The sequence below is a fragment of the Streptomyces sp. Xyl84 genome (genome assembly GCF_059731885.1).
Genome location: NZ_AP029182.1, coordinates 5,081,818 through 5,104,773, shown reverse-complemented (window position 1 = coordinate 5,104,773; position 22,956 = coordinate 5,081,818). Strand labels below are relative to the sequence as shown.

23 protein-coding genes are annotated in these 22,956 nt (G+C 71.2%); 12 read left to right on the top strand and 11 right to left on the bottom strand.

Features of this window, described 5'->3' with window-relative positions; all coding sequences use genetic code 11:
* Positions 1 to 37: 37 nt before the first annotated feature.
* The 6 genes from AC6I72_RS22140 to AC6I72_RS22115 all read right to left on the bottom strand — a co-directional run bounded on the left by AC6I72_RS22140 (position 38) and on the right by AC6I72_RS22115 (position 4,568).
* On the bottom strand, positions 38 to 775 hold the full coding sequence (locus AC6I72_RS22140) for a TerD family protein (protein ID WP_498002881.1): 738 nt from the start codon (positions 773 to 775) through the stop codon (positions 38 to 40).
* Between the two features lie 139 nt (positions 776 to 914).
* The gene (locus AC6I72_RS22135) at positions 915 to 2,063 is read right to left on the bottom strand and encodes a DUF475 domain-containing protein (RefSeq protein ID WP_498002880.1); all 1,149 of its coding nucleotides are present in this window, start codon (positions 2,061 to 2,063) and stop codon (positions 915 to 917) included.
* Between the two features lie 50 nt (positions 2,064 to 2,113).
* Entirely contained in the window at positions 2,114 to 2,692 is a 579-nt protein-coding gene (locus tag AC6I72_RS22130; RefSeq protein WP_037854182.1) for a TerD family protein, read from the bottom strand.
* Between the two features lie 97 nt (positions 2,693 to 2,789).
* Complete coding sequence (locus tag AC6I72_RS22125) at positions 2,790 to 3,365, bottom strand: TerD family protein (protein WP_498002878.1); 576 nt, start codon at positions 3,363 to 3,365, stop codon at positions 2,790 to 2,792.
* Between the two features lie 159 nt (positions 3,366 to 3,524).
* Positions 3,525 to 3,983: a peroxiredoxin gene (locus tag AC6I72_RS22120; protein ID WP_498002876.1), complete on the bottom strand. Its 459-nt coding sequence runs from the start codon at positions 3,981 to 3,983 to the stop codon at positions 3,525 to 3,527.
* A gap of 147 nt (positions 3,984 to 4,130) precedes the next feature.
* Entirely contained in the window at positions 4,131 to 4,568 is a 438-nt protein-coding gene (locus AC6I72_RS22115; protein WP_498002875.1) for a DUF3052 domain-containing protein, read from the bottom strand.
* Positions 4,569 to 5,011: 443 nt separating this feature from the next.
* Here AC6I72_RS22115 and aceE point away from each other — a divergent pair, with 443 nt between their 5' ends.
* Complete coding sequence (gene aceE, locus AC6I72_RS22110; protein ID WP_498002873.1) at positions 5,012 to 7,759, top strand: pyruvate dehydrogenase (acetyl-transferring), homodimeric type; 2,748 nt, start codon at positions 5,012 to 5,014, stop codon at positions 7,757 to 7,759.
* Positions 7,760 to 7,849: 90 nt separating this feature from the next.
* Here the strand turns inward: aceE and AC6I72_RS22105 are convergent, their stop codons facing one another.
* On the bottom strand, positions 7,850 to 8,197 hold the full coding sequence (locus AC6I72_RS22105) for a small hydrophobic protein (protein ID WP_498004775.1): 348 nt from the start codon (positions 8,195 to 8,197) through the stop codon (positions 7,850 to 7,852).
* A gap of 284 nt (positions 8,198 to 8,481) precedes the next feature.
* Entirely contained in the window at positions 8,482 to 10,017 is a 1,536-nt protein-coding gene (locus tag AC6I72_RS22100) for a DHA2 family efflux MFS transporter permease subunit (protein ID WP_498004774.1), read from the bottom strand.
* 204 nt (positions 10,018 to 10,221) lie between these two features.
* Between AC6I72_RS22100 and AC6I72_RS22095 the strand changes: the two genes are divergently transcribed.
* The 3 genes from AC6I72_RS22095 (at position 10,222) to AC6I72_RS22085 (ending at position 13,177) form a co-directional block, all read left to right on the top strand.
* Entirely contained in the window at positions 10,222 to 10,902 is a 681-nt protein-coding gene (locus tag AC6I72_RS22095; protein WP_498002871.1) for a TetR family transcriptional regulator, read from the top strand.
* 139 nt (positions 10,903 to 11,041) lie between these two features.
* The gene (locus AC6I72_RS22090; protein WP_498002870.1) at positions 11,042 to 12,259 is read left to right on the top strand and encodes an alpha/beta hydrolase; all 1,218 of its coding nucleotides are present in this window, start codon (positions 11,042 to 11,044) and stop codon (positions 12,257 to 12,259) included.
* A 66-nt stretch (positions 12,260 to 12,325) separates the two neighbouring features.
* Positions 12,326 to 13,177, top strand: coding sequence for a DUF4429 domain-containing protein (locus tag AC6I72_RS22085; protein WP_498002868.1), 852 nt, complete (start codon positions 12,326 to 12,328; stop codon positions 13,175 to 13,177).
* A 78-nt stretch (positions 13,178 to 13,255) separates the two neighbouring features.
* Here AC6I72_RS22085 and AC6I72_RS22080 read toward each other — a convergent pair whose 3' ends face one another.
* Positions 13,256 to 13,756 (bottom strand): MerR family transcriptional regulator, encoded by a 501-nt coding sequence (locus AC6I72_RS22080; protein WP_498002867.1) that lies wholly within the window; start codon positions 13,754 to 13,756, stop codon positions 13,256 to 13,258.
* 107 nt (positions 13,757 to 13,863) lie between these two features.
* Here AC6I72_RS22080 and AC6I72_RS22075 point away from each other — a divergent pair, with 107 nt between their 5' ends.
* The gene (locus AC6I72_RS22075; protein WP_498002866.1) at positions 13,864 to 14,334 is read left to right on the top strand and encodes a GNAT family N-acetyltransferase; all 471 of its coding nucleotides are present in this window, start codon (positions 13,864 to 13,866) and stop codon (positions 14,332 to 14,334) included.
* A 104-nt stretch (positions 14,335 to 14,438) separates the two neighbouring features.
* On the top strand, positions 14,439 to 15,263 hold the full coding sequence (locus tag AC6I72_RS22070; RefSeq protein ID WP_498002864.1) for a serine hydrolase domain-containing protein: 825 nt from the start codon (positions 14,439 to 14,441) through the stop codon (positions 15,261 to 15,263).
* A 162-nt stretch (positions 15,264 to 15,425) separates the two neighbouring features.
* Here AC6I72_RS22070 and AC6I72_RS22065 read toward each other — a convergent pair whose 3' ends face one another.
* Entirely contained in the window at positions 15,426 to 16,085 is a 660-nt protein-coding gene (locus AC6I72_RS22065; protein ID WP_498004773.1) for a pirin family protein, read from the bottom strand.
* Between the two features lie 140 nt (positions 16,086 to 16,225).
* Between AC6I72_RS22065 and fasR the strand changes: the two genes are divergently transcribed.
* The 5 genes from fasR (at position 16,226) to fabF (ending at position 21,213) form a co-directional block, all read left to right on the top strand.
* Positions 16,226 to 17,431: a fatty acid biosynthesis transcriptional regulator FasR gene (fasR, locus tag AC6I72_RS22060; RefSeq protein ID WP_498002862.1), complete on the top strand. Its 1,206-nt coding sequence runs from the start codon at positions 16,226 to 16,228 to the stop codon at positions 17,429 to 17,431.
* Between the two features lie 89 nt (positions 17,432 to 17,520).
* Positions 17,521 to 18,438 carry an ACP S-malonyltransferase gene (locus tag AC6I72_RS22055; RefSeq protein ID WP_366728668.1) on the top strand — a complete coding sequence of 306 codons (918 nt, stop codon included), beginning with the start codon at positions 17,521 to 17,523 and terminating at the stop codon, positions 18,436 to 18,438.
* 28 nt (positions 18,439 to 18,466) lie between these two features.
* A complete protein-coding gene (locus AC6I72_RS22050; RefSeq protein WP_498004772.1) occupies positions 18,467 to 19,498 on the top strand; it encodes a ketoacyl-ACP synthase III in 1,032 nt (343 codons plus the stop codon).
* Positions 19,499 to 19,596: 98 nt separating this feature from the next.
* Positions 19,597 to 19,845 carry an acyl carrier protein gene (locus AC6I72_RS22045; protein WP_037854199.1) on the top strand — a complete coding sequence of 83 codons (249 nt, stop codon included), beginning with the start codon at positions 19,597 to 19,599 and terminating at the stop codon, positions 19,843 to 19,845.
* A gap of 87 nt (positions 19,846 to 19,932) precedes the next feature.
* On the top strand, positions 19,933 to 21,213 hold the full coding sequence (gene fabF, locus AC6I72_RS22040; protein WP_498002860.1) for a beta-ketoacyl-ACP synthase II: 1,281 nt from the start codon (positions 19,933 to 19,935) through the stop codon (positions 21,211 to 21,213).
* 98 nt (positions 21,214 to 21,311) lie between these two features.
* Here fabF and AC6I72_RS22035 read toward each other — a convergent pair whose 3' ends face one another.
* A complete protein-coding gene (locus tag AC6I72_RS22035) occupies positions 21,312 to 21,806 on the bottom strand; it encodes a DUF3145 domain-containing protein (RefSeq protein ID WP_498002858.1) in 495 nt (164 codons plus the stop codon).
* A gap of 249 nt (positions 21,807 to 22,055) precedes the next feature.
* Here AC6I72_RS22035 and AC6I72_RS22030 point away from each other — a divergent pair, with 249 nt between their 5' ends.
* Complete coding sequence (locus AC6I72_RS22030; RefSeq protein WP_498002856.1) at positions 22,056 to 22,952, top strand: SGNH/GDSL hydrolase family protein; 897 nt, start codon at positions 22,056 to 22,058, stop codon at positions 22,950 to 22,952.
* Positions 22,953 to 22,956: the final 4 nt, after the last annotated feature.

Here is a 22,956-nt window from a genome sequence, read left to right as displayed (position 1 = left end):
TGGCGTCGCGAGGCAGGCGGGAATTTGACGACAGGGCCTAGCGGTCCGCCTTCGTCTTGTAGCCCCTGCCCCACTGGAGTCCCCACCCGTAGAGCCGGTCCAGTTCCGACTGGAAGCCGTAGACGAACTTGACCTCGCGGCGGACGGTGAGTTCGCCCTTCACGTTCTCGATGAGGACGACCGCGCAGGAGCGGGCCTGGGGGTGGCGCTCGTCGAGGCCGATCTCGATGCGCGGGCCGTTGCTCGGGTAGAGCGTGACGACGGCGTGGGTGCGGTCGAAGGCCGGGGTCTGGTCGTAGATGTAGACGAAGACCAGCAGCCGCCTGATGTCGTCGCGGTGGTCGAGGTTGACGTAGATCGTCTCACCGGAGGCGGAGCCGAACCGGTCGTCGCCGCTGAGCTTGACGTACGGCGGTGCGTTGACGTCGCCGAGGAGGCCGCCTAGGGGCTGGACGACGCCCTTGGTGCCGTCGGCCAGCTCGTACAGGCAGCCGAGGTCCAGGTCGACGTTGACCATCGACTGGCTGTGCCCGAGCACCTCCGGCGGCTTCAGCGCCCTGAAGGGGTGGCGCAGCAGGCTCTGCCGGGCGGCGCCGCCGATGTCCGAGGTGCGCATCCGCCAGTTCAGGTTGATGCGCAGGTTGCCGGTGGCCGCGCCCTGTTTGGTCAGCGACACCTGGCTGTGCCGTTTGGTCAGTTCGATCGCGTTGGACGCGGCACTGCCCGAGTCGAACTCGGCCAGGCGTCCGCCCCGCAGACCGTCGAAGAAACCCATCTCCTGCCCCCACCTTCACCGCGTTCGACCACCCCCGCACGCATGGAGCGGGACGGCCGGTGAGGAGGCCACCCGGCTCGGCTCGCCGTGTGGTTCCGTCGGCCGCCCCGCTCAGAGCGTTCCCGTACCGGGTGGGGCGTCACACCCCGGACTCGACCTCAGTCTTCTCTCCCGGGCCCGCCGCTTCGCCCTCGGCGGCCTCCAGGGCCTTGTTGCGGCGGACGGAGGACCAGAAGGACCAGGCGATCAGGACGACACCGACCAGGCCGGTGATGACCTCGTTGATCTCGTACTGGATGGTGACCATGAGGATCACGGCCAGGGCGCCGATCGCGTAGTGGGCGCCATGCTCCAGGTAGACGTAGTCGTCGAGGGTGCCCTGGCGGACCAGGTAGACGGTCAGGGACCGGACGTACATGGCGCCGATACCGAGGCCGAGGGCCATCAGGACGATGTCGTTGGTGATGGCGAAGGCGCCGATCACGCCGTCGAAGGAGAAGGACGCGTCCAGGACCTCCAGGTAGAGGAACATGAAGAACGCGGCCTGGCCGGCCAGCTTGACCGCCGAGCGCTGCTTGCCGCTGCGGGCGGCCTCTTCCTCCTCCTCGTGCTCACGCTCCTCCTCTTCCTCCAGCCGGTCCTCGAAGAACCCGGACAGACCGCCCACGATCATGTACGTGATCAGGCCGGCGATCCCCGCGATCAGGACCGTCTGCGCCTTGTCGGCGTGCGCGCCGCCGTGCTGGTGGGCGTGGGTGGCGAAGGTGAAGGAGGTGATCAGCAGGACGATCAGGGAGATGCAGACCGACAGCATGTCGACCTTGCCGAGCTTGGCCAGCGGCCGCTCGATCCAGCGCAGCCACTGGATGTCCCGGTCCTCGAAGATGAAGTCGAGGAAGATCATCAGCAGGAACATGCCGCCGAAGGCCGCGATCGACGGATGGGCGTCGGTGACCAGCTGCTGGTACCGGTCCTTGTCGTCGAACGCCAGTTTGACGGCTTCGATGGGTCCCATCTTGGCGGTGATGGCGACGATGACCACGGGGAAGACCAGCCGCATACCGAAGACGGCGATCAGCACGCCCACCGTGAGGAAGATCTTCTGCCAGAAGGCATTCATCTTCTTCAGGATCCCGGCGTTGACCACGGCGTTGTCGAAGGAGAGCGAGATCTCCAGGACCGCGAGGATCGCCACCACCCCGAAGGCGGTCCAGCCCCCGTAGAACACTGCCGCGATCAAGCCGAGCACGGTGATCGCGAACGACCAGCCGAAGGTTTTCAGAAGCACTGGCTACCCAATCCGTTGTGTACGGGTCTCCCCCGTCGCCGTACCCGGCTTTACGAAACGTTGACTCCGAAGTCTAGAGCGATGCCGCGCAGTCCGGACGCGTACCCCTGTCCCACGGCCCGGAACTTCCATTCGCCCTGGTAGCGGTAGAGCTCGCCGAAGATCATCGCCGTTTCGGTGGAGGCGTCCTCGCTGAGGTCGTAGCGCGCGAGTTCCTGACCGTCGGCCTGGTTGACGACGCGGATGAACGCGTTGCTCACCTGTCCGAAGGTCTGCCCGCGCTCGTCGGCCATGTGGATCGAGACCGGGAAGACGATCTTCTCGCACTGGACGGGGACCCGGGAGAGGTCCACCAGGATCGACTCGTCGTCGCCCTCGCCCTCACCCGTGAGGTTGTCGCCGGTGTGCTCGACCGAGCCGTCGGGGCTGGTGAGCTGGTTGTAGAAGACGAACCACTCGTCGCCCAGGACCCGGTTGCCGGCGCCGCACAGCAGCGCGCTCGCGTCGAGGTCGAAGGGGGCTCCGGTGGTGGAGCGCGCGTCCCAGCCGAGCCCGACCATGACGTTGGTCAGGTTGGGTGCGGCCTTGGACAGGGAGACGTTGCCTCCCTTGGCGAGCGTGACGCCCATGATCTGGTCCTCCCCGTGGATGGTGCGTGTGTGGGTTCCTGCGCGTCCGGCGCCGCGCGAGAACGCGCGGCGCCGGACGGCGGGGGTGCTTCGTCGCTCAGACGTTGACGCCGAAGTCCTGGGCGATGCCGCGCAGGCCCGAGGCGTACCCCTGGCCGATGGCGCGGAACTTCCACTCCGCTCCGTGCCGGTACAGCTCGCCGAAGACCATGGCGGTCTCGGTGGAGGCGTCCTCGCTGAGGTCGTACCGGGCGATCTCCGCGCCGCCGGCCTGGTTCACCACGCGGATGTACGCGTTGCGGACCTGGCCGAAGGACTGCTGGCGGTTCTCGGCGTCGTAGATGGAGACCGGGAAGACGATCTTCTCGACGTCGGCGGGGACGCCCGCGAGGTTGACCTTGATCACCTCGTCGTCGCCCTCGCCCTCACCGGTGAGGTTGTCGCCGGTGTGCTCGACCGAGCCGTCGGGGCTCTTGAGGTTGTTGAAGAAGACGAAGTTCTGGTCGTTGCCGACCTTGCCCGAGTTGTTCAGCAGCAGGGCGCTGGCGTCGAGGTCGAAGTCGGTGCCGGTCGTCGTGCGGGCGTCCCAGCCCAGACCGACGAGGACCGCGGTCAGGCCCGGCGCCTCCTTCGAAAGCGAAACGTTGCCGCCCTTGCTGAGGCTGACTCCCACGAGTCCTCCATTGGTGTCCGGGGGCGGGGAGCCCCGTCGTGCATCGGATATGGGATCAACGTGTCGATCCTAGTGACGGGTTCCCGACCCACGCAGGCCCTGTGGCCGAAGATTCCCAGGTGTCGGGTCTCCCGAACCCGGGCCGGCGCACAGGTCGCCTCACAGAGTGCCGAGCGCCTTCACGTACTCGTTCAGGTCGCGCGCGTCCGGCAGCCCGTTGACCACGGTCCACCGCACGACGCCCTCCTTGTCGACGATGAAGGTCCCGCGCACGGCGCAGCCCTTGTCCTCGTCGAAGACGCCGTAGGCGCGCGAGGTGTCGCCGTGCGGCCAGAAGTCGCTGAGCAGCGGGTACTCCAGGCCCTCCTGCTCGGCGAAGACACGCAGGGTGTGGATGGAGTCGTTGGAGACGGCGAGCAGCTGGGTGTCGTCGTTGACGAACTTCGGCAGGTTGTCGCGCAGCGCGCACAGCTCGCCGGTGCACACGCCGGTGAAGGCGAAGGGGTAGAAGAGCAGCACCACGTTCTTCTCGCCGCGGAAGTCGGACAGCCGCACGGTGCGGCCGTGGTTGTCCTTCAGCTCGAAGTCGGGTGCCTTGTCGCCGACCTGGATCGCCATCGTGCTGCTTCCCTTCGGTGGGACTGTTCGGGTGAGACCACCCTACGCAGCGACCACCGCGGGCCTGCGGACGGACCGACACGTAGCCGGCCCGTCCGGGGGCACGCCCGGGCCCCGGACACGGGGTCCGGGGCGGGCGGGCGAGGGCTACTTCTTCGGCTTGGCGGCCTTGGGCGGCAGCAGCCTGGTGCCGTTCCAGTCCTTGCCGACGCTGACGCTCTTGGTCTGCGACAGGCCGGCCGTCGTCGCGGCCTCGCCGATGTCACTGGGCTCGACGTACCCGTCCCGGCCGGTCTTCGGCGTCAGGAGCAGGATCACGCCGCCCTCCTCGAGGAACCCGAGGGCGTCGACCAGCGCGTCCGTCAGGTCGCCGTCCTCGTCGCGGAACCAGAGCACCGCGGCGTCGGCCACGTCGTCGTAGTCCTCGTCGACGAGTTCGCTGCCGATGACTTCCTCGATGGACTCGCGGAGCTCCTGGTCGACGTCTTCGTCGTAGCCGATCTCCTGGACCACCTGCCCGGGCTGGAAACCCAGCCTGGCGGCCGGGTTAGTCCGCTCCTCCGCGTGGTCCGCGGTCGCGCTCACGGGTTGCCTCCTGATGGTGTTGCGATTGGGTCTTCAGCCCCGCGCGTGCGCGAAGCGTTGGCCGTAGTCCACACGGGCGGGCCGGATCGCGCAAGTACCCGGCGGTCCGGACCGCCGAAACGGTGACGTTCCCGGCTGTGTCGCCGCAACTCCTGACACGGTATCGCGATCAGCGGTGACACACACCACACCCTTCTGCCCGCTTTTGCGTGTTTGGGAACCCTCTCCCGGCAGGAGATCAGGAAGGGGACCCCCGAATCGGGGTCCGGGGACGCCCGCAACCCCTGTTACCGGTGAGTAAAGATGACGTTTGCCTCACCCGAGGTACACGATGGGGAACGGTGCAGGCACACACTGGCAGACCGACGCAAAACCCAGGAAATCAGCAGGAAAAGCCCCAGAACGCCCGAGACATGTCATCCCTCTGACAGGTAAGGAACAGCGTGGCTTCCGGATCCGATCGAAACCCGATCATCATTGGCGGCCTTCCGAGTCAGGTTCCTGACTTCGATCCCGAGGAGACCCAGGAGTGGCTCGACTCGCTCGACGCCGCCGTCGACGAGCGGGGCCGCGAACGGGCCCGCTACCTCATGCTCCGGCTGATCGAACGCGCGCGTGAGCGGCGCGTGGCCGTGCCGGAGATGCGCAGCTCGGACTACGTCAACACGATCCCCACCAAGAGCGAGCCGTTCTTCCCGGGCAACGAGGAGATCGAGCGCAAGATCCTCAACGCCACCCGCTGGAACGCCGCGGTGATGGTCTCCCGCGCCCAGCGCCCCGGCATCGGCGTCGGCGGCCACATCGCGACCTTCGCCTCCTCCGCCTCGCTCTACGACGTCGGCTTCAACCACTTCTTCCGCGGCAAGGACGACGGCCGCGGCGGCGACCAGGTCTTCTTCCAGGGCCACGCCTCACCGGGCATCTACGCGCGCGCGTACCTGCTGGACCGGCTCGGCGAACAGCACCTGGACGGCTTCCGCCAGGAGAAGTCCAAGGCCCCGTACGCCCTCTCCAGCTACCCGCACCCGCGCTCCATGCCGGACTTCTGGGAGTTCCCCACGGTCTCCATGGGCCTCGGCCCGATCGGGGCGATCTTCCAGGCCCGGATGAACCGGTACATGCAGGCGCGCGGCATCGCGGACACCTCCGGCTCGCACGTGTGGGCGTTCCTGGGCGACGGCGAGATGGACGAGCCGGAGTCGCTCGGCCAGCTGTCCATCGCCGCCCGCGAGGGCCTGGACAACCTGACCTTCGTGGTCAACTGCAACCTCCAGCGCCTGGACGGCCCGGTGCGCGGCAACGGCAAGATCATCCAGGAGCTGGAGTCCGTCTTCCGCGGCGCCGGCTGGAACGTGATCAAACTCATCTGGGACCGCACCTGGGACCCGCTGCTCGCCCAGGACCGCGACGGCGTGCTGGTCAACAAGATGAACACCACGCCGGACGGCGCGTTCCAGACGTACGCCACCGAGTCCGGCGCCTACATCCGCGAGCACTTCTTCGGCGACGACCACCGGCTGCGCCAGATGGTCGAGAACATGACCGACCAGCAGATCCTGCACCTGGGCCGCGGCGGTCACGACCACCGGAAGATCTACGCGGCGTACAAGGCGGCCCTGGACCACAAGGGCCAGCCGACGGTGATCCTGGCCAAGACGGTCAAGGGCTGGACACTGGGCCCCAACTTCGAGGGCCGCAACGCCACGCACCAGATGAAGAAGCTCACGGTCGACGACCTCAAGCGCTTCCGGGACCGCCTGCACCTGCCGATCTCCGACAAGGAGCTGGAGTCGGGCGCGCCGCCGTACTACCACCCGGGCCGCGACTCGGACGAGATCCAGTACATGCACGACCGCCGCAAGGGCTGCGGCGGCTACGTCCCGACCCGGATCGTGCGCGCGAAGCCGCTCGCGCTGCCCGACGACAAGGCGTACGCGTCCGTGAAGAAGGGTTCGGGCCAGCAGTCGATCGCCACCACCATGGCCTTCGTGCGGCTCCTGAAGGACCTCATGCGGGACAAGGAGATCGGCCGCCGGTTCGTGCTGATCGCGCCGGACGAGTACCGCACGTTCGGCATGGACTCGTTCTTCCCGAGCGCGAAGATCTACAACCCGCTCGGCCAGCAGTACGAGTCCGTCGACCGCGATCTGCTGCTCGCCTACAAGGAGTCGCCGACCGGGCAGATGCTGCACGACGGCATCTCCGAGGCGGGCTGCACGGCCTCCGCCATCGCGGCCGGTTCGGCGTACGCCACGCACGGCGAGCCGCTGATCCCCGTCTACGTCTTCTACTCGATGTTCGGTTTCCAGCGCACCGGCGACCAGTTCTGGCAGATGGCCGACCAGCTGGCGCGCGGTTTCGTCCTGGGCGCGACCGCCGGGCGCACGACCCTGACCGGCGAGGGCCTCCAGCACGCGGACGGCCACTCGCAGCTGCTGGCCTCCACCAACCCGGCGTGCGTGGCCTACGACCCGGCGTACGGGTACGAGATCGCGCACATCGTGCAGGACGGCCTGCGCCGGATGTACGGCGGTGACGAGCAGCACCCGCACGGCGAGGACGTCTTCTACTACCTCACCGTCTACAACGAGCCGATCCGTCAGCCGGCCGAGCCGCAGGACGTGGACGTCGAGGGCATCCTCAAGGGCGTCCACCGGATCAGCGAGGGCACCGGCGGCGAGATCCCGGCCCAGATCATGGCCTCGGGCGTGGCCGTGCCCTGGGCGCTGGAAGCGCAGAAGATCCTCGCCGAGGAGTGGAACGTCAAGGCGGACGTCTGGTCCGCCACCTCCTGGAACGAGCTGCGACGCGAGGCCGTGGCCTGCGAGGAGCACAACCTGCTGCACCCCGAGGAGGAGCAGCGGGTGCCGTGGGTGACGCGGAAGCTGAGCGGCGCGCAGGGGCCGTTCGTGGCCGTCTCGGACTGGATGCGGTCGGTGCCGGACCAGATCGCGCGCTGGGTGCCGGGCCCGTACCAGTCGCTGGGCGCCGACGGCTTCGGCTTCGCCGACACCCGGGGGGCGGCCCGGCGGTTCTTCCACATCGACGCCCAGTCGGTCGTGGTGGCCGTACTGACCGAACTGGCCCGTGCGGGCAAGGTGGACCGCTCGGCCCTCAAGCAGGCCGTCGACCGCTACCGGCTGCTGGAGGTCACGGCAGCGGATCCCGGAGCGGCCGGGGGCGACGCGTAGGGGCACCGGCAGCGCAGCGGGGGCGGTGGAGCTGTCGCTCCACCGCCCCCGCGGTGTTCACCCGATGCGCGCGGGGACCGGCCGGCCGGGTCAGAGCACGCCGTGGCCCCAGGTCGCCGCTCCGGCGAGCGCGACCAGGGCCAGGAGCGTGTCGACGGCGCCGAGTGCCACGGCGACCAGCGCCGGGACCGAGCGGCTCGCGCCCGCCCAGCTGCGGCCCATGGCCAGCCAGCCGCAGACCACCGCCACCGGGCCGAGCACGATGCCCAGGGCGAAGAAGCCCGCGACCGCGCAGACGGTTCCGATGATTCCGAGCGTCGCGCGGTCCGGCCCTCCCCCAAGTTCTCGGCTCCGCTCGAACAGGGGGGACCCCCACCCGTGCCCCATCCGGCCCCGTGAACGGGGGTACCCGCGCGTTCCGTGTCCGAAGCCCGCCATCATCAACTCCCTGAACCCCGGGTCGGGTTGGAGTTCCATCGGGGTTCATCCCTGCGGGTACCCGGGTCCGGGCGGACTATCGCACCGCCGTCCGCGGCGGGCCGCCCGGCGCGCTGCCCCCCTCCAGCAGCGCGCCGCGGCCGTCGCCTCCGTTCCCCTGCGGAGGACTTGACCCACTGTCACCTGCGGCGCGGACCGGAGGCGACGCTTCCGGGGTGCGGTCACCCTGATAGGGGAACCGCACCGGCCCGCGCCGCCTCGGCCGCACCCCCGGACCGCGCCGGTCAGATGTGCCCGACGCCCGCGCCCGCCTCGGCGTTGGCCCCGCGCTTGGTGAGCAGGGCCACCAGGACGGCCACCACCGCGACACCGGCGGCGACCAGCGAAGCGAGGCTCATGCCGGAGATGAACGTGTCGTGCGCGACGGAGGTGATCTTCGCGGCGACCTCCGCCGGAACGCCCTTCGGCACCGGCGCGACGCCGACCTGCACCGCCTCGGAGGCCTGGGCCGACTGGGCGGCGGTCAGCGGCGGGAGACCGGCGTCCTTCCAGTTGCCGGCGAGGTCGTTGTCGACCTTGGAGGCCATCACGGCACCCAGCACGGCCGTACCGAGGCTGCCGCCGATCTGCATGGCGGCCTGCTGGAGACCGCCCGCCACGCCGGACAGCTCCATGGGCGCGTTGCCGACGATGACCTCGGTGGCGCCCACCATGACGGGGGCGAGGCCGAGGCCGAGCAGGGCGAACCAGAGCGACATGGTGGCGCTGCCCGTGCCCGTGTCCAGGGTGGACATGCCGAACATGGCGACGGCGGTCAGAGCCATGCCGCCGGCCAGCGGGATGCGCGGGCCCGCCTTGGTGATCATCGCGCCCGCGAGCGGCGAGCCGACGATCATCATGCCGGTGAGCGGCAGCAGGTGCAGGCCGGCGCTGATCGGGCTCAGCCCGTGCACGTTCTGCAGGTAGAAGGTGACGAAGAACAGGCCGCCGAGGAACGCGATGGCCATGAGGACCATCAGCACGACGCCCGCGGACAGCGGCACCGAACGGAAGAGGCCGAGGGGGATCAGCGGTTCCTTGACCTTCGTCTCCCAGACGGCGAAGAGCGCGAAGCCGAGGACGGACCCGGCGAGGAACGCCCACGTCTTGCCGTCGCCCCAGCCCCAGGCGGGAGCCTTGATGAGCGCCCACACCAGGCAGAACATCGCGGCGGAGAGCAGCACGATGCCGAGGATGTCGAAGGAGCGCGGCGCGTTCTCGGCGCGGTGGTCGAGCAGGATCAGCGTGCCCAGGACGAGGGCGAGGGCGCCGACCGGCACGTTGATGAAGAACACCGACTGCCAGTTGACGTGCTCGACGAGGACGCCGCCGAGGATCGGGCCGCCCGCGGTGGAGGCACCGATGACCATGCCCCAGATGCCGATGGCCATGTTGAGCTTCTCGGCCGGGAAGGTGGCCCGCAGCAGGCCGAGCGCGGCCGGCATCAGCAGCGCGCCGAACAGTCCCTGGAAGACGCGGAAGGTGACGACCATGGCGATGCTGTCGGACAGGCCGATGGCGCCGGAGGCGGCGGCGAAGCCGGTCACGCCGATCAGGAAGGTCTGGCGGTGCCCGAAGCGGTCACCGAGCTTGCCCGCGGTGATCAGCGAGACCGCGAGCGCGAGGAAGTAACCGTTGGTGATCCACTGGACGTCGGCGAAGCTGGCCTTCAGGTCCTTCTGGATGGCCGGGTTGGCGATGGCCACGATGGTCCCGTCGAGGGCCACCATCATGACCCCTACGGCGACGGTGATCAGCGTGAACCACGGGTGTCCGCGCATCCCCTTGGCCGGTGCGGGGTCCGACAGGGCTGACGCCTTGTCCCCCGGCCCTGTCGTGTTGACGGTGGTCTGACTAGTCATACATTCGAGGCTAATGTCAGCCGCTGACAAATGACAAACCAATTCACAAGTCGGTAACTGACATGTCACCCTCCTATAGGCTGAACTGGGGAAACAGTTCGCTGGAGAGGTCCGGAGAGGTACATGGAGACGGCGGGTTCCGCCGAGACGGCACCGCGCCCGGGGCTGCGCGAGCGCAAGAAGCAACGCACCCGGGACGCCCTGCTGCGGGCCGCGCTGGAGCTGTTCACCACCGTCGGCTACGAGCGCACGACCGTGGACGACATCGCCGAGGCCGTCGGCGTCTCCCAGCGCACCTTCTTCCGCTACTTCCCCGGCAAGGAGGAGGCCGCCTTCGCCGTGCAGGACATGGTCGAGGCGCACTTCGTCGAGTCGCTGCGCGCCCGTCCGCCCCAGGAGGCCCCGCTGGAGGCGCTGCGCCGCGCGGTCCTGGAGGGCTGGGACACCATCAGCGACGCCGTGCTGAGCGTCGTCCCCGTCGCGCTGTACCTGCGCATGTTCCAGGTGATCGAGTCGACCCCCGCCCTGCTCGCCTCCCACCTGCGCCGTTCGGTGGAGACCGAGGAGCAGATCGCCCGGCTGCTCGCCGCCCGCGAGGGGCTCGACGTGGACGCCGACCCGCGCCCGCGACTGCTGGTGGCCGTCTTCGGCGGCGCGATGCGGGTGACGGGCCGTCAGTGGAGCACGGGCCCGGACCTCAGCCTGGAGGCGATCCGCGCGCTCACCGCCGCGTACCTCGATCAGGTGGGACCGGCGCTGGCCGGGAACTGGCGTACCACCGGCGCACGGCCCTGCGGCACTTGAGCGCCGGATCATGAACTTCCGTACCCACCACCGATCTTGAACGTGTGTACGGTCGGAGAACTTCGTCACGCCACGCGAAACGTGATCCCCATCACTCGGTTAACGCGAGACCGCCTCGTTCTCCTAGTGTGTCCTCCCAGTGACTTCCTTCGAGACCTCCCCGCAGCTCAACGTCTGGCGCGCGCTGCTCGCGCTGGCCGTCGTCTTCGTGATGCTGGCGACCACCGGCTGGACCGCCGTGCGCCACCACCGCGGGACCACCGCCCTCCAGGCCTCCCTGACCGCCTGGGACTCCGGCCGGCTGCACGGGCACCGGCTGCCCGACCCGGACGCCGGCCCCGCCCGGCTGACCCGCTTCTTCGCCTCGCTCACCGCCCAGGACCGCGCCCGGCTCGCCCACCGCTACCCGCTCGCGGTCGGCAACATGAACGGCGCCCCGGTCCCGCTGCGCTACCTGGCCAACCGCATCGCGCTCGGCCAGGCACGCGACGCCGAGCGGGAGCGCACGCACGACAGCAGGCTCTCCCCCGCCGGACAGCAGGCCGCCGGCCTGCGGATGCACCGCTTCGGCAACCTGATGACGCCGGGCCGCCAGATCCTCGCCTTCGACCCGGCCGGCTCCGGCCGCATCGCCGAGGTCTTCGGGGACCTGCCCCGGGCCCAGCGGATCTCCGTCGTCGTCCCCGGCGTCGACACCGACCTGGTCACGTTCCGCAAGACCTACCGCCCGTACTCGGCGCCGTACGGCATGGCGCAGTCGCTGTTCGCCGCCGAGCGCACCGCCGCCCCCGGCACCCGGACGGCCGTGATCGCCTGGGCCGACTACACCGCGCCCAGCGGGATCGGCGTGGACGCGGCCACGGCGATGCGCGCCGAGGAGGGCGCCGTCCGGCTGAACGGGCTGCTGCGCGGGCTGCCCGGCACCTCGCCCGTGGCCCTGTTCTGCCACAGCTACGGCTCGGTGCTCTGCGGCGTCGCCGCGCGCGCCCTGCCCGGCCGGGTCTCCGACCTGGCGGTCGCCGCGAGCCCCGGCATGCGCGCGGCGAGCGCCTCCCGCCTGCGGACCTCGGCGAACGTGTGGGCGATGCGGGACGCCACCGACTGGATCCGGGACGTGCCCTACCTGGAACTCGGCGGCCTCGGCCACGGTGCCGACCCGGTCTCCCCGGCGTTCGGCGCCCGGGTGGTGTCGGCCGAGGCGGCCCAGGGCCACGCCGGCTACTTCGAGCCGGGCACCGACAGCCTCGTCAACCTCGCCGACATCGGTGTGGGGGCGTACGGGTCGGTGCAGTGCGCCCATGACAATGACGGTTGCCGGGCGGGTCTGCCCGCCACGACGACGGCCGGACGCGCGTAGAGACAGCAGGAAGTGCGCTCTGCGCGGGGAGGGACGAAGCAGCTCGTGCCCCCTACGATGAGCCGCATGGGTGACGTACTGACCGGATTTCACGCTGCCTGGGAGTTCGAGTCCGATTCCGTGCTCATCCGCTACGAACGGGGGATACGGACACCGAAGCTCTTCCAGGCGCTCGGCGAGCGCCGCGTTCCGCTGGCCGCGCTCGCGTCGGTGACGCTCACGCCGGGCCGGCGCGGGACCGTGGTCCTGCGCGCCGAGCCGCGGCCGGGCGCCGACCCGCTGATGGACGCGGCCGACGGCCAGCTCAAGGAGGGCAGCGACCCCTACCGGCTGGTGCTGCCCGCCGAACACGAGGCGCTCGCCGGGCACTACGCCGGCGAACTGCGCGCCCGGCTCGGCGACAGCGGCCCGGCCGACCGCCACCTGGTGGCCGCGCCCGAGCCGCCGCTGCAGTTCAAGGCGTACGACGGCAAGGCGTCCTTCGACGGCGGCGCGGTCCGGTTCCGCTGGTCGTGGACGGGCGCGTCGTCGACGAAGTGGAAGGCCGGCGACCAGAGCTTCCCCGTCGACGAGCTGGGCGGGGTCCAGTGGCGCTCGCCGGAGGTGCTCGAGGGGCACCTGCGGCTGCTGCCGCGCGAGGCGGACGGCGCACCGGCGCCGCAGCCGGACCAGGACCCGGCCGCGGTCGTCTTCGGGCTCGGGTACGGGCCGGTGCACGAATCGCTGCCGTTCGCGGCGGCGGTGCTGGCGGCGGTGCGCGTGGCCGCGCCCGCCCCGGCGATGTCGCTCACGGCGGGCCGCCGCGACCCCGCCGACATCGCCGAGCGGATCCGCCACCTGGGGGAACTGCACCAGGCGGGGCTGGTGACGGACGAGGAGTTCTCGGTGAAGAAGGCGGAACTGCTCGCCGAGCTGTGAACGCCCCGGCGCCGCCGGTGGGCCCGGGAGACGGGCCGGCGCGCTCAGCGGGCCCGCCCGCTCAGGGAACCCGCCTGCTCAGCGCGCCCGGCTCCCGGCCTCGCCATAGAACATGATCTTGCGGTCCAGCACGGAGAGGGTGTCCTGGAGTTCGGCGATCCGGGCCAGGACGTCCCGGCGGGTCGCCTCCAGCAGCTCGAACCGCTCCCCGTACGTGCTCTCGCCCTCGCGCACCAGCTCCGCGTACCTGACCATGTCGGCCACCGGCATGCCGGTCAGCCGCAGCTTGCCGACCAGGTCGAGCCAGTCCAGGTCGCGGTTGCTGTAGCGGCGCTGCCCGGTGTGCGAGCGGTCGACGTGCGCCATCAGTCCGATCCGCTCGTACCAGCGCAGCGTGTGGGCCGTCAGCCCGGTGAAGGCGACGACCTCGCTGATCGTGTAGCTGTCCTGTCCGTCGGGGCGCGGATGCCGCCGGGGCGGGCCGGAGCAGAGGTCGGCGCGGCTGAGCGCGCTCGCGGGCACGTTCTCGGGCTCCTGCGCGTCCCGGATGTCCACGGCCGTGGTCTGCGTCACCGTCATGCCCTCCACGCTATGACCTTCGAGTGCACTCCAGGCAAGGAGAACCCGTCAACTCCGTGGAGAAAGCGCAGGACACGGCGCGGCCGCGGTGGCTAGCGTGCGGAGTCATGAGTCTCGTACGACGTGCCGAACCCGCGGACGCCGAGGAAGTGCTGCGCCTGCGCCAGGTGATGATCGACTCGCTGTTCCAGGCCGACCGGTCCACCGGCTGGCACACGGAGTCGCTGCCCATACTGCGCTCACGCCTGGGTGACACGGAGGGCGACTTCGCGGCCTTCGTCATCGACCACCCCGAGCGGCCGGGGACGCTCGCGGCGCTGGTGGCCGGAACGATCGAGTACCGGATCGGAAGGGCCGGCAACCCCACCGGCGCGGTCGGCTTCGTCTTCAGCGTCGCCACCGACCCCACCGCCCGCAGGCGCGGGTACGCGCGCGCGTGCATGGAGACGCTCCTGGAGTGGTTCCGTGCGCGCGGCGCGCTGCGGATCCAGCTCACCGCGTCCGCGGAGGCCGCGCCGCTGTACGCCTCGCTCGGTTTCCTCCCGAAGCCGGACCCGCTGCTGGAGCTGCGGCTCTGAGGGCTTGCGGCCGGCGGCACCGCCGGGCCGGGCACGGCGTCGCCGCCGGCCCTGCCCGGCGCCCCACCCGAGGCGTGGCCCGCTCCTCGTCGTAGGCTCGGGCCATGTCGTTGAACAGCCTGGCGTCGATCGAGAACTGGCCCGTTCCCACCGCCGCGGCGGGCGTGGTCCGCGCGGACGGCACGGTCGCCGGCACCCACGGCCCGGCCGGGCACCGCTTCCCGCTGGCCTCGGTGACCAAACCGCTGGCGGCCTACGCGGTGCTGGTCGCGTACGAGGAGGGCGCCGTCGAGCTGGACGAGCCGGCCGGCCCGCCCGGGGCCACGGTCCGCCACCTCCTCGCCCACACCTCCGGCCTGGCCTTCGACGAGCACCGGGTGACGGCCCCGCCCGGTGAGCGGCGGCTGTACTCCAACGCCGGTTTCGAGCAGCTCGGCGACCACGTGGCCGAGGCGACGGACATCCCCTTCGCGGAGTACCTGCGCCAGGCGGTGCTGGAGCCGCTGGGCATGGCGGACACCTCGCTGGAGGGCTCCCCCGCGAAGGACGGCGTCTCCACCGTCGACGACCTCCTCCGCTTCGCCGCCGAACTCCAGGCCCCGCGTCTGCTCGACCCGCGCACGGTCGCCGAGGCGATGACCGTCCAGTACCCCGGCACCAAGGGCGTCCTGCCGGGCTACGGCCACCAGAACCCCAACGACTGGGGCCTCGGCTTCGAGATCCGCGACGCCAAGTCCCCGCACTGGACGGGGACTTCCTCCTCCCCGCGCACCTTCGGCCACTTCGGCCAGTCCGGTACGTTCCTGTGGACCGACCCGGACGCGGGCGCGGCCTGCGTGGCCCTGACCGACCGCGCCTTCGGACCGTGGGCGACCGAGGCGTGGCCGCTCTTCACGGACGCGGTGCTGAGGGAGCTGCGCGGGGCCTGACCCCCGCGCCGCCGGGGGAAGGGGAGGGGACACGGACGCGCATGCGCGGTGGGCCGTCGTCGGCGGGGAGGGCGCTGTCCTCCAGCGCCCTCGACGAGCCGCTGGAGATCCGCCCTCCGGCGGCGGACGTCCTGGACACGGCCGGGGGCCGACGGTCCGCGCCTACCCCGCCGCCATCTCCCACACCAGCACCTCCGCCGCGCTCACCGCCACCGCTTCCAGGCCCCCGTCCGCGGCCGTGATCCGGGCCGCGTCCCCCGGGCCCAACCGCTCGCCGGCCAGCTCCACTTCGCCGCGTACGACGTGGACGTGGACGGACGCGGCCGGCGGCAGGGCCGTGTGCCCGCCGGGCGCCGGGCGGTGGACACGGAGGGCGGCTCCCGCCGCCGGGACCGGGTACGGCGTGGCGTCCGCGACGGCGCGTACCACCTCGTAGCGGGGCTCGCCGCCGGGCTCCCGCGGGGCCAGCCACATCTGGACGAAGGTCAGGGGGGCGGTGCCGTCGTTGCGTTCGGTGTGGCGGACGCCGGCCGCGGCCGACAGGTGCTGGAGGTCGCCGGGGCGGACCACCGTGCGCCGGCCCGTGGAGTCCTGGTGGGTCAGTTCCCCCTCCACCACCCACGTGACGATCTCCGTGTGGCTGTGCGGGTGTTCGGCGAACCCTGCGCCGGGGGCCAGGTGTTCCTCGTTGCAGGCGATCAGGGCTCCGAAGCGGAGGTTGTCCGGGTCGTAGTGGGGGCCGAAGGAGAAGGCGTGCCGGGTGGTGATCCCGGCGCTCTCCTCGCCGCCCCGGTAGCGGTCCGCCGCGCGTCGTACGTCGATCCTCACGGGCCCCACCGTAGGCCCTGCCGGCCGGTTCCCGCCCGCCCCGCGACGGCCGGCCGGGACCCTGCCGGCCGGGGTGCGGGCGCCCAGACCGACCCGCGGCACGCACGCACGTCCGGATAAGGCAGTCTTGTCCCGTGCCCGAACCCGAATCCCACAGCCCCGAAGCCGCAGCCCGCCCCGCCCCTTCGCACTCCGCGACCCTGAAACGGCTGGAGAAGTCCTCCGGGTCGCTCGCCGCGCAGGCGATCGCACGGATGGACGAGACGCTGCCGTGGTACCGGGCCATGCCTCCGGAGAACCGGTCCTGGATCGGGCTGGTGGCCCAGGCGGGGATCGCCGCGTTCACCGAGTGGTTCCGGCGCCCGGACGCCCCGCAGGCGATCTCCACCGACGTGTTCGGGACGGCTCCGCGCGAGCTGACGCGGGCGATCACGCTGCGGCAGACCGTGGAGATGGTGCGGACCACCATCGAGGTCATGGAGTCCGCCATCGACGAGGTGGCGGCGCCCGGCGACGAGTCCGTGCTGCGCGAGGCGCTGCTCGTGTACGCCCGGGAGATCGCCTTCGCCACCGCGCAGGTCTACGCCCAGGCCGCCGAGGCACGCGGTGCCTGGGACGCGCGGCTGGAGTCGCTGGTGGTGAACGCGGTGCTGAGCGGGGAGGCCGACGAGGGCGCCGTGTCCCGGGCCGCCGCCCTCGGCTGGAACTCGCCCGAGCACGTCTGCGTGGTGCTGGGCACCGCGCCCGACGGGGACTCCGAGCTGACCGTGGAGGCCATCCGGCGGGCCGCCCGGCACGCCAAGCTCCAGGTGCTCACCGGGGTCCTCGGGGACCGGCTGGTGGTGATCGCGGGCGGCAACGACAATCCGCTGGCCGTCGCCAAGTCGCTGATCGGCCCGTACGCGGCGGGCCCGGTGGTGGCCGGGCCGATCGTGCCCGACCTGCTGGCCGCCACCCGCTCCGCGCAGGCCGCCGCGGCGGGCCTGAAAGCCTGTTACGCCTGGCAGGACGCGCCGCGCCCGGTGCTCGCGGACGATCTCCTGCCGGAGCGCGCCATCGCCGGTGATCCGGGCGCGCGGGACCAGTTGGTAGAGGAGATCTACAGACCGCTGGAGGAGGCCGGGTCCGCGCTCCTGGAGACGCTGAGTGTCTATCTGGAGCAGGCGAGCAGCCTGGAGGGCGCGGCCCGGATGCTCTTCGTTCACCCGAACACCGTGCGCTACCGGCTCCGACGTGTGACTGACGTCACCGGGTGGTCGCCCTCCGATGTACGATCCGCGTTCACCCTGCGGATCGCGCTGATCCTGGGGCGTCTGGCCGATGGAGATCCCCAGGCCTAGCTTTTTGTCGGGGGTCCACAAAACCCCTCCGTGTTCTTCGTCCCTGTCCCCACGGGCGGCCGTGCCCGTCCCCAAGAGAGAGTGTGAGAGTGCTCGTACTCGTCGCTCCCGGCCAGGGCGCCCAGACGCCCGGCTTCCTGACCCCCTGGCTCGAACTGCCCGGTGCCGCCGATCGTGTGGCCGCCTGGTCGGACGCCATCGGCCTGGACCTCGTCCACTACGGGACGCAGGCCGACGCGGACGCCATCCGTGACACCGCGGTCGCGCAGCCGCTGCTCGTCGCCGCCGGGATCCTGTCGGCCGCGGCGCTCGGTGACGTGGCACCCGATGCCGTCGCCGGCCACAGCGTCGGTGAGATCACCGCCGCCGCCTTCGCGGGCGTGCTGGGCGACACCGCCGCGCTGACCCTGGTGCGCCGCCGCGGTCTGGCGATGGCCGAGGCCGCCGCCGTCACCGAGACGGGCATGTCGGCCCTGCTCGGCGGCGACCCCGAGGTCTCCGTGGCGCACCTGGAGAAGCTGGGCCTGACCCCGGCGAACGTCAACGGTGCGGGCCAGATCGTGGCCGCCGGCACCATGGAGCAGCTCGCCGCACTGAACGAGGACAAGCCGGAGGGCGTGCGCAAGGTCGTCCCGCTGAAGGTGGCCGGCGCCTTCCACACCCACCACATGGCTCCCGCGGTCGACAAGCTCGCCGAGGCCGCCAAGGCGCTCGAACCGGGCGACCCGAAGATCACCTACGTCTCCAACAAGGACGGCCGGACCGTGACGAGCGGCGCCGAGGTCGTGGAGCGGCTGGTCGGCCAGGTGGCCAACCCGGTCCGCTGGGACCTGTGCATGGAGACCTTCAAGGAGCTGGGCGCCACCGCACTGATCGAGGTGTGCCCGGGCGGCACCCTGACCGGTCTGGCCAAGCGGGCGCTTCCGGGCGTCCAGACGCTCGCGCTGAAGACCCCCGACGACCTCGACGCGGCCCGCGCGCTCATCACCGAGCACGCGAGCGCCTGACGACCGAAGGAGCCCACCGAACATGCCGATGTCGAAGATCAAGCCGAGCAGGGGCGCCCCGTACGCGCGCATCCTCGGCGTGGGCGGCTACCGGCCCACCCGGGTGGTGCCCAACGAGGTGATCCTCGAGAAGATCGACTCGTCCGACGAGTGGATCCGGTCGCGCTCCGGCATCGAGACCCGGCACTGGGCGGGCCCCGAGGAGACCGTCGCGGCGATGTCGATCGAGGCGGCGGGCAAGGCGATCGCGGACGCCGGGATCGACGCCGCGCAGATCGGCGCCGTGGTCGTCTCCACCGTGTCGCACTTCAGCCAGACCCCGGCCGTCGCCACCGAGATCGCCGACAAGCTGGGCACGGACAAGGCCGCCGCGTTCGACATCTCGGCGGGCTGCGCGGGCTTCGGCTACGGCCTCACCCTCGCCAAGGGCATGGTGGTGGAAGGTTCCGCCGAGTACGTGCTCGTCATCGGCGTGGAGCGGCTGAGCGACCTGACCGACCTGGAGGACCGGGCGACGGCCTTCCTGTTCGGTGACGGCGCCGGCGCGGTCGTGGTCGGCCCCTCGCGGGAGCCGGCGATCGGCCCGACCGTGTGGGGCTCCGAGGGCGACAAGTCGGAGACGATCAAGCAGACCGTCCCCTGGGACCGGTTCCGGATCGGCGACGTGTCCGAGCTGCCCGTGGACAGCGAGGGCAACGTCAAGTTCCCCGCGATCACGCAGGAGGGCCAGGCGGTCTTCCGCTGGGCCGTGTTCGAGATGGCGAAGGTCGCCCAGCAGGCGCTGGACGCGGCCGGGATCAGCCCGGACGACCTGGACGTCTTCATCCCGCACCAGGCCAACGTGCGGATCATCGACTCGATGGTGAAGACGCTGAAACTGCCGGAGCACGTCACGGTCGCCCGTGACATCCGCACCACCGGCAACACCTCGGCCGCCTCGATCCCGCTCGCGATGGAGCGGCTCCTGGCGACCGGCGAGGCGAAGAGCGGCGACACCGCGCTCGTCATCGGCTTCGGGGCGGGTCTCGTCTACGCCGCGACGGTCGTTACCCTCCCCTAGGCACTCCGTGCCGGATCATGCTCCGGTACGGCACCGCCACACCTGCCGCTGCCGCGGCGGGCGCCACACCCTCTGGAACACTACGAAGGAGCGCCGACATGGCCGCCACTCAGAAGGAGATCGTCGACGGTCTCGCCGAGATCGTGAACGAGATCGCCGGTATCCCCGTCGAGGACGTCCAGCTGGACAAGTCCTTCACCGATGACCTGGACGTCGACTCGCTGTCCATGGTCGAGGTCGTCGTCGCCGCCGAAGAGCGCTTCGACGTCAAGATCCCGGACGAGGACGTCAAGAACCTCAAGACGGTCGGGGACGCCACCGACTACATCCTCAAGCACCAGAGCTGATCTACCGATCACTGCTGTGGGCTGACTGCCCCGCCACCCGGCGGTGGCGCCGTTTTTGATCCTCGTTCCGTTGGAGAAAGAATTCCCGTGAGCCCGACCAATCGCACCGTGGTCGTCACCGGTATCGGCGCAACCACACCGCTGGGTGGCGACGTAGCCTCTACCTGGGAGGGTCTGGTCGCCGGCAAGTCCGGCGTCAAGCCGCTGACCCAGGACTGGGCGGCCGAGCAGGCCGTCCGCATCGCGGCCCCGGTCGCCGTGGAGCCGACCGAGACCATTCCGCGGCCGCAGGCCCGCCGCCTGGACCGTTCGGCGCAGTTCGCGCTGATCGCCGCCCAGGAGGCCTGGAAGGACGCCGGTTTCTCCGGCAAGGCCGGTGAGGACGGCAGCGACGGCGCCGTCGACCCCGACCGGCTCGGTGCGGTCATCGCCTCCGGCATCGGCGGCGTGACGACCCTGCTGGACCAGTACGACGTGCTCAAGGAGAAGGGCGTACGCCGCGTCTCCCCGCACACCGTCCCCATGCTGATGCCGAACGGCCCCTCGGCCAACGTCGGCCTGCTCGTGGGCGCCCGCGCGGGCGTGCACACCCCGGTCTCCGCCTGCGCGTCGGGCGCCGAGGCCATCGGTTACGCCATCGAGATGATCCGCACCGGCCGCGCCGACGTGGTCGTCGCCGGCGGCACGGAGGCGGCGATCCACCCGCTGCCGATCGCCGCGTTCGGCAACATGATGGCGATGTCCAAGAACAACGAGAACCCGCAGGGCGCCTCGCGCCCCTACGACGTCGACCGGGACGGCTTCGTCCTCGGCGAGGGCGCGGGTGTGCTCGTCCTGGAGTCCGCCGAGCACGCCGCCGCGCGCGGCGCCCGCGTCTACGCGGAGGCGGTCGGCCAGGGCATCTCCGCCGACAGCCACGACATCGTGCAGCCGGAGCCCGAGGGCCGCGGCATCTCGCACGCCCTGCAGAACCTGCTGGACCGCAACGACCTGGACCCGGCCGAGATCGTGCACGTCAACGCGCACGCCACCTCGACGCCTGCCGGTGACATCGCCGAGCTGAAGGCGCTGCGCAAGGTGTTCGGCGACGACGCGGACCACATGGCGGTCTCCGCGACCAAGTCGATGACCGGTCACCTGCTCGGTGGCGCGGGCGGCGTGGAGTCGGTGGCGACCGTGCTGGCCCTGTACCACCGGGTGGCACCGCCGACCATCAACCTGGACAACATCGACCCCGAGGCCGAGGCGAACGCGGACGTGGTCCGCGGGGAGGCGCGGAAGCTGCCCGTCGAGGGCCGGATCGCCGCCCTCAACGACTCGTTCGGGTTCGGTGGGCACAACGTCGTGCTGGCGTTCCGCACGATCTGAGCCGCAGTCGCCGTGAACGGCGCCGGCCCGGGCCCCCGTGAGGGGTCCGGGCCGGCGCCGTTCTCGTGCGGAAGTCCCGCGCCCCTCGCGGGCGGCTCTCAGACCACCTGGTGGAGCCAGCGGACCGGGGCGCCCTCGCCCGCGTAGCGGAAGGGCTCCAGTTCGTCGTCCCAGGGCTTGCCCAGAAGCTTGGCGATCTCCGCCTCCAGGTCGGTCTCGCCGCGCTGGGAGCGGGTGAGCGCCGCGCGCAGCCGGTCCTCGGGGATGAGGATGTCGCCGTGGATGCCGGTGACGGCGTGGAAGATGCCGAGGTCGGGGGTGCAGCTGTAGCGCTCGCCCTCGGCACTGGCGCAGGGCTCGGCGGTGACCTCGAAGCGCAGCAGCTGCCAGCCGCGCAGCGCCGAGGCGAGCTTGGAGGCGGTGCCCGCCTCGCCCTGCCAGGAGAACTCCGAGCGCCAGGTGCCGGGGGCGGCGGGCTGGCGGATCCAGTCCAGGCTGACGCGCGTGCCGAGCACCCCCGCGACGGCCCACTCGACGTGCGGGCACAGCGCGCGCGGCGCGGAGTGCACGTACAGAACTCCACGTGTCGTCACCGGGACCTCCGGGCAGAGCGGGTCAGGGGCGGGCGGGCGGCAGTGGCGCGACGGCCACGTTGATGGCGAGGCTACCGTGCGACGGGGTGGGGAGTGTGACGTACCGTCGGTCCCGGGGTCCGGAAACACCCCGCATTCACCCAGGGGGACGCTTGTACGGGTGCGCGCCGTCACCTCGGGTGAGGCTGGGAACCCTCAGACGTTGTTCTGGAAGGGACCACCGCACGACGACCGAGGGGAGCACCGGCCATGCGGAAGCGAAGTCACCGGCTGCGCGCCGTCCATGCGGTCACGGCGGCTGCCGTGCTGGCCGTGGCCGGCTGTGACGCGGCCGGTGCGGGTGTCTCCGGCGACCGGGACGCGGGCGCCGGGGCGGCACCGTCCGCGTCGCCGACGCCGCTGTGGGACACCCACCCGGACTCCGTCGCGGCGGTGGGCGACTCCATCACCCGGGGCTTCGACGCGTGCATGGTGTTGACGGACTGTCCGGAGGTGTCCTGGGCGACGGGCAGTGACGCGGGCGTGGAAAGCCTGGCCGTGCGGCTGCTCGGCGTGACGGGCGCGGCCCAGCGCAGCTGGAACGAGGCGGTGACCGGTTCCCGGATGGCCGATCTGCGCGGCCAGATGACCCGGGCGGCGCTGCACCGGCCGGAGCTGGTCACGGTGATGGCCGGGGCCAACGACGCCTGCCGCGACTCCACCGGTCAGATGACGTCCGTGGCCGACTTCCGCAGGCAGTTCCAGTCGGCGATGGACGCGCTGCGCCAGGCGCTGCCGAAGACGGAGGTGTACGTCTCCAGCGTGCCGAACCTGAAGCGGCTGTGGTCCGAGGGCCGCACGAACGCGCTGGGCAAGCAGGTCTGGAAGCTGGGCATCTGCCCGTCGATGCTGGGCGACGCGGACGCGCTGGACCCGGCGGCGACCCGGCGGCGGGAGACGGTGCAGGCCCGGGTGGTGGAGTACAACAAGGTGCTGGCCGAGGTGTGCGCGAAGGACCGCCGCTGCCGCTTCGACAAGAACGCCGTCTTCGAGTACGAGTTCGACACGAAGCAGCTCAGCCACTGGGACTGGTTCCACCCCAGCCGCAACGGCCAGGCCAGGCTCGCGGAGATCGCGTACCGCACTGTCACCGCCAGGAACCCGTGACTAC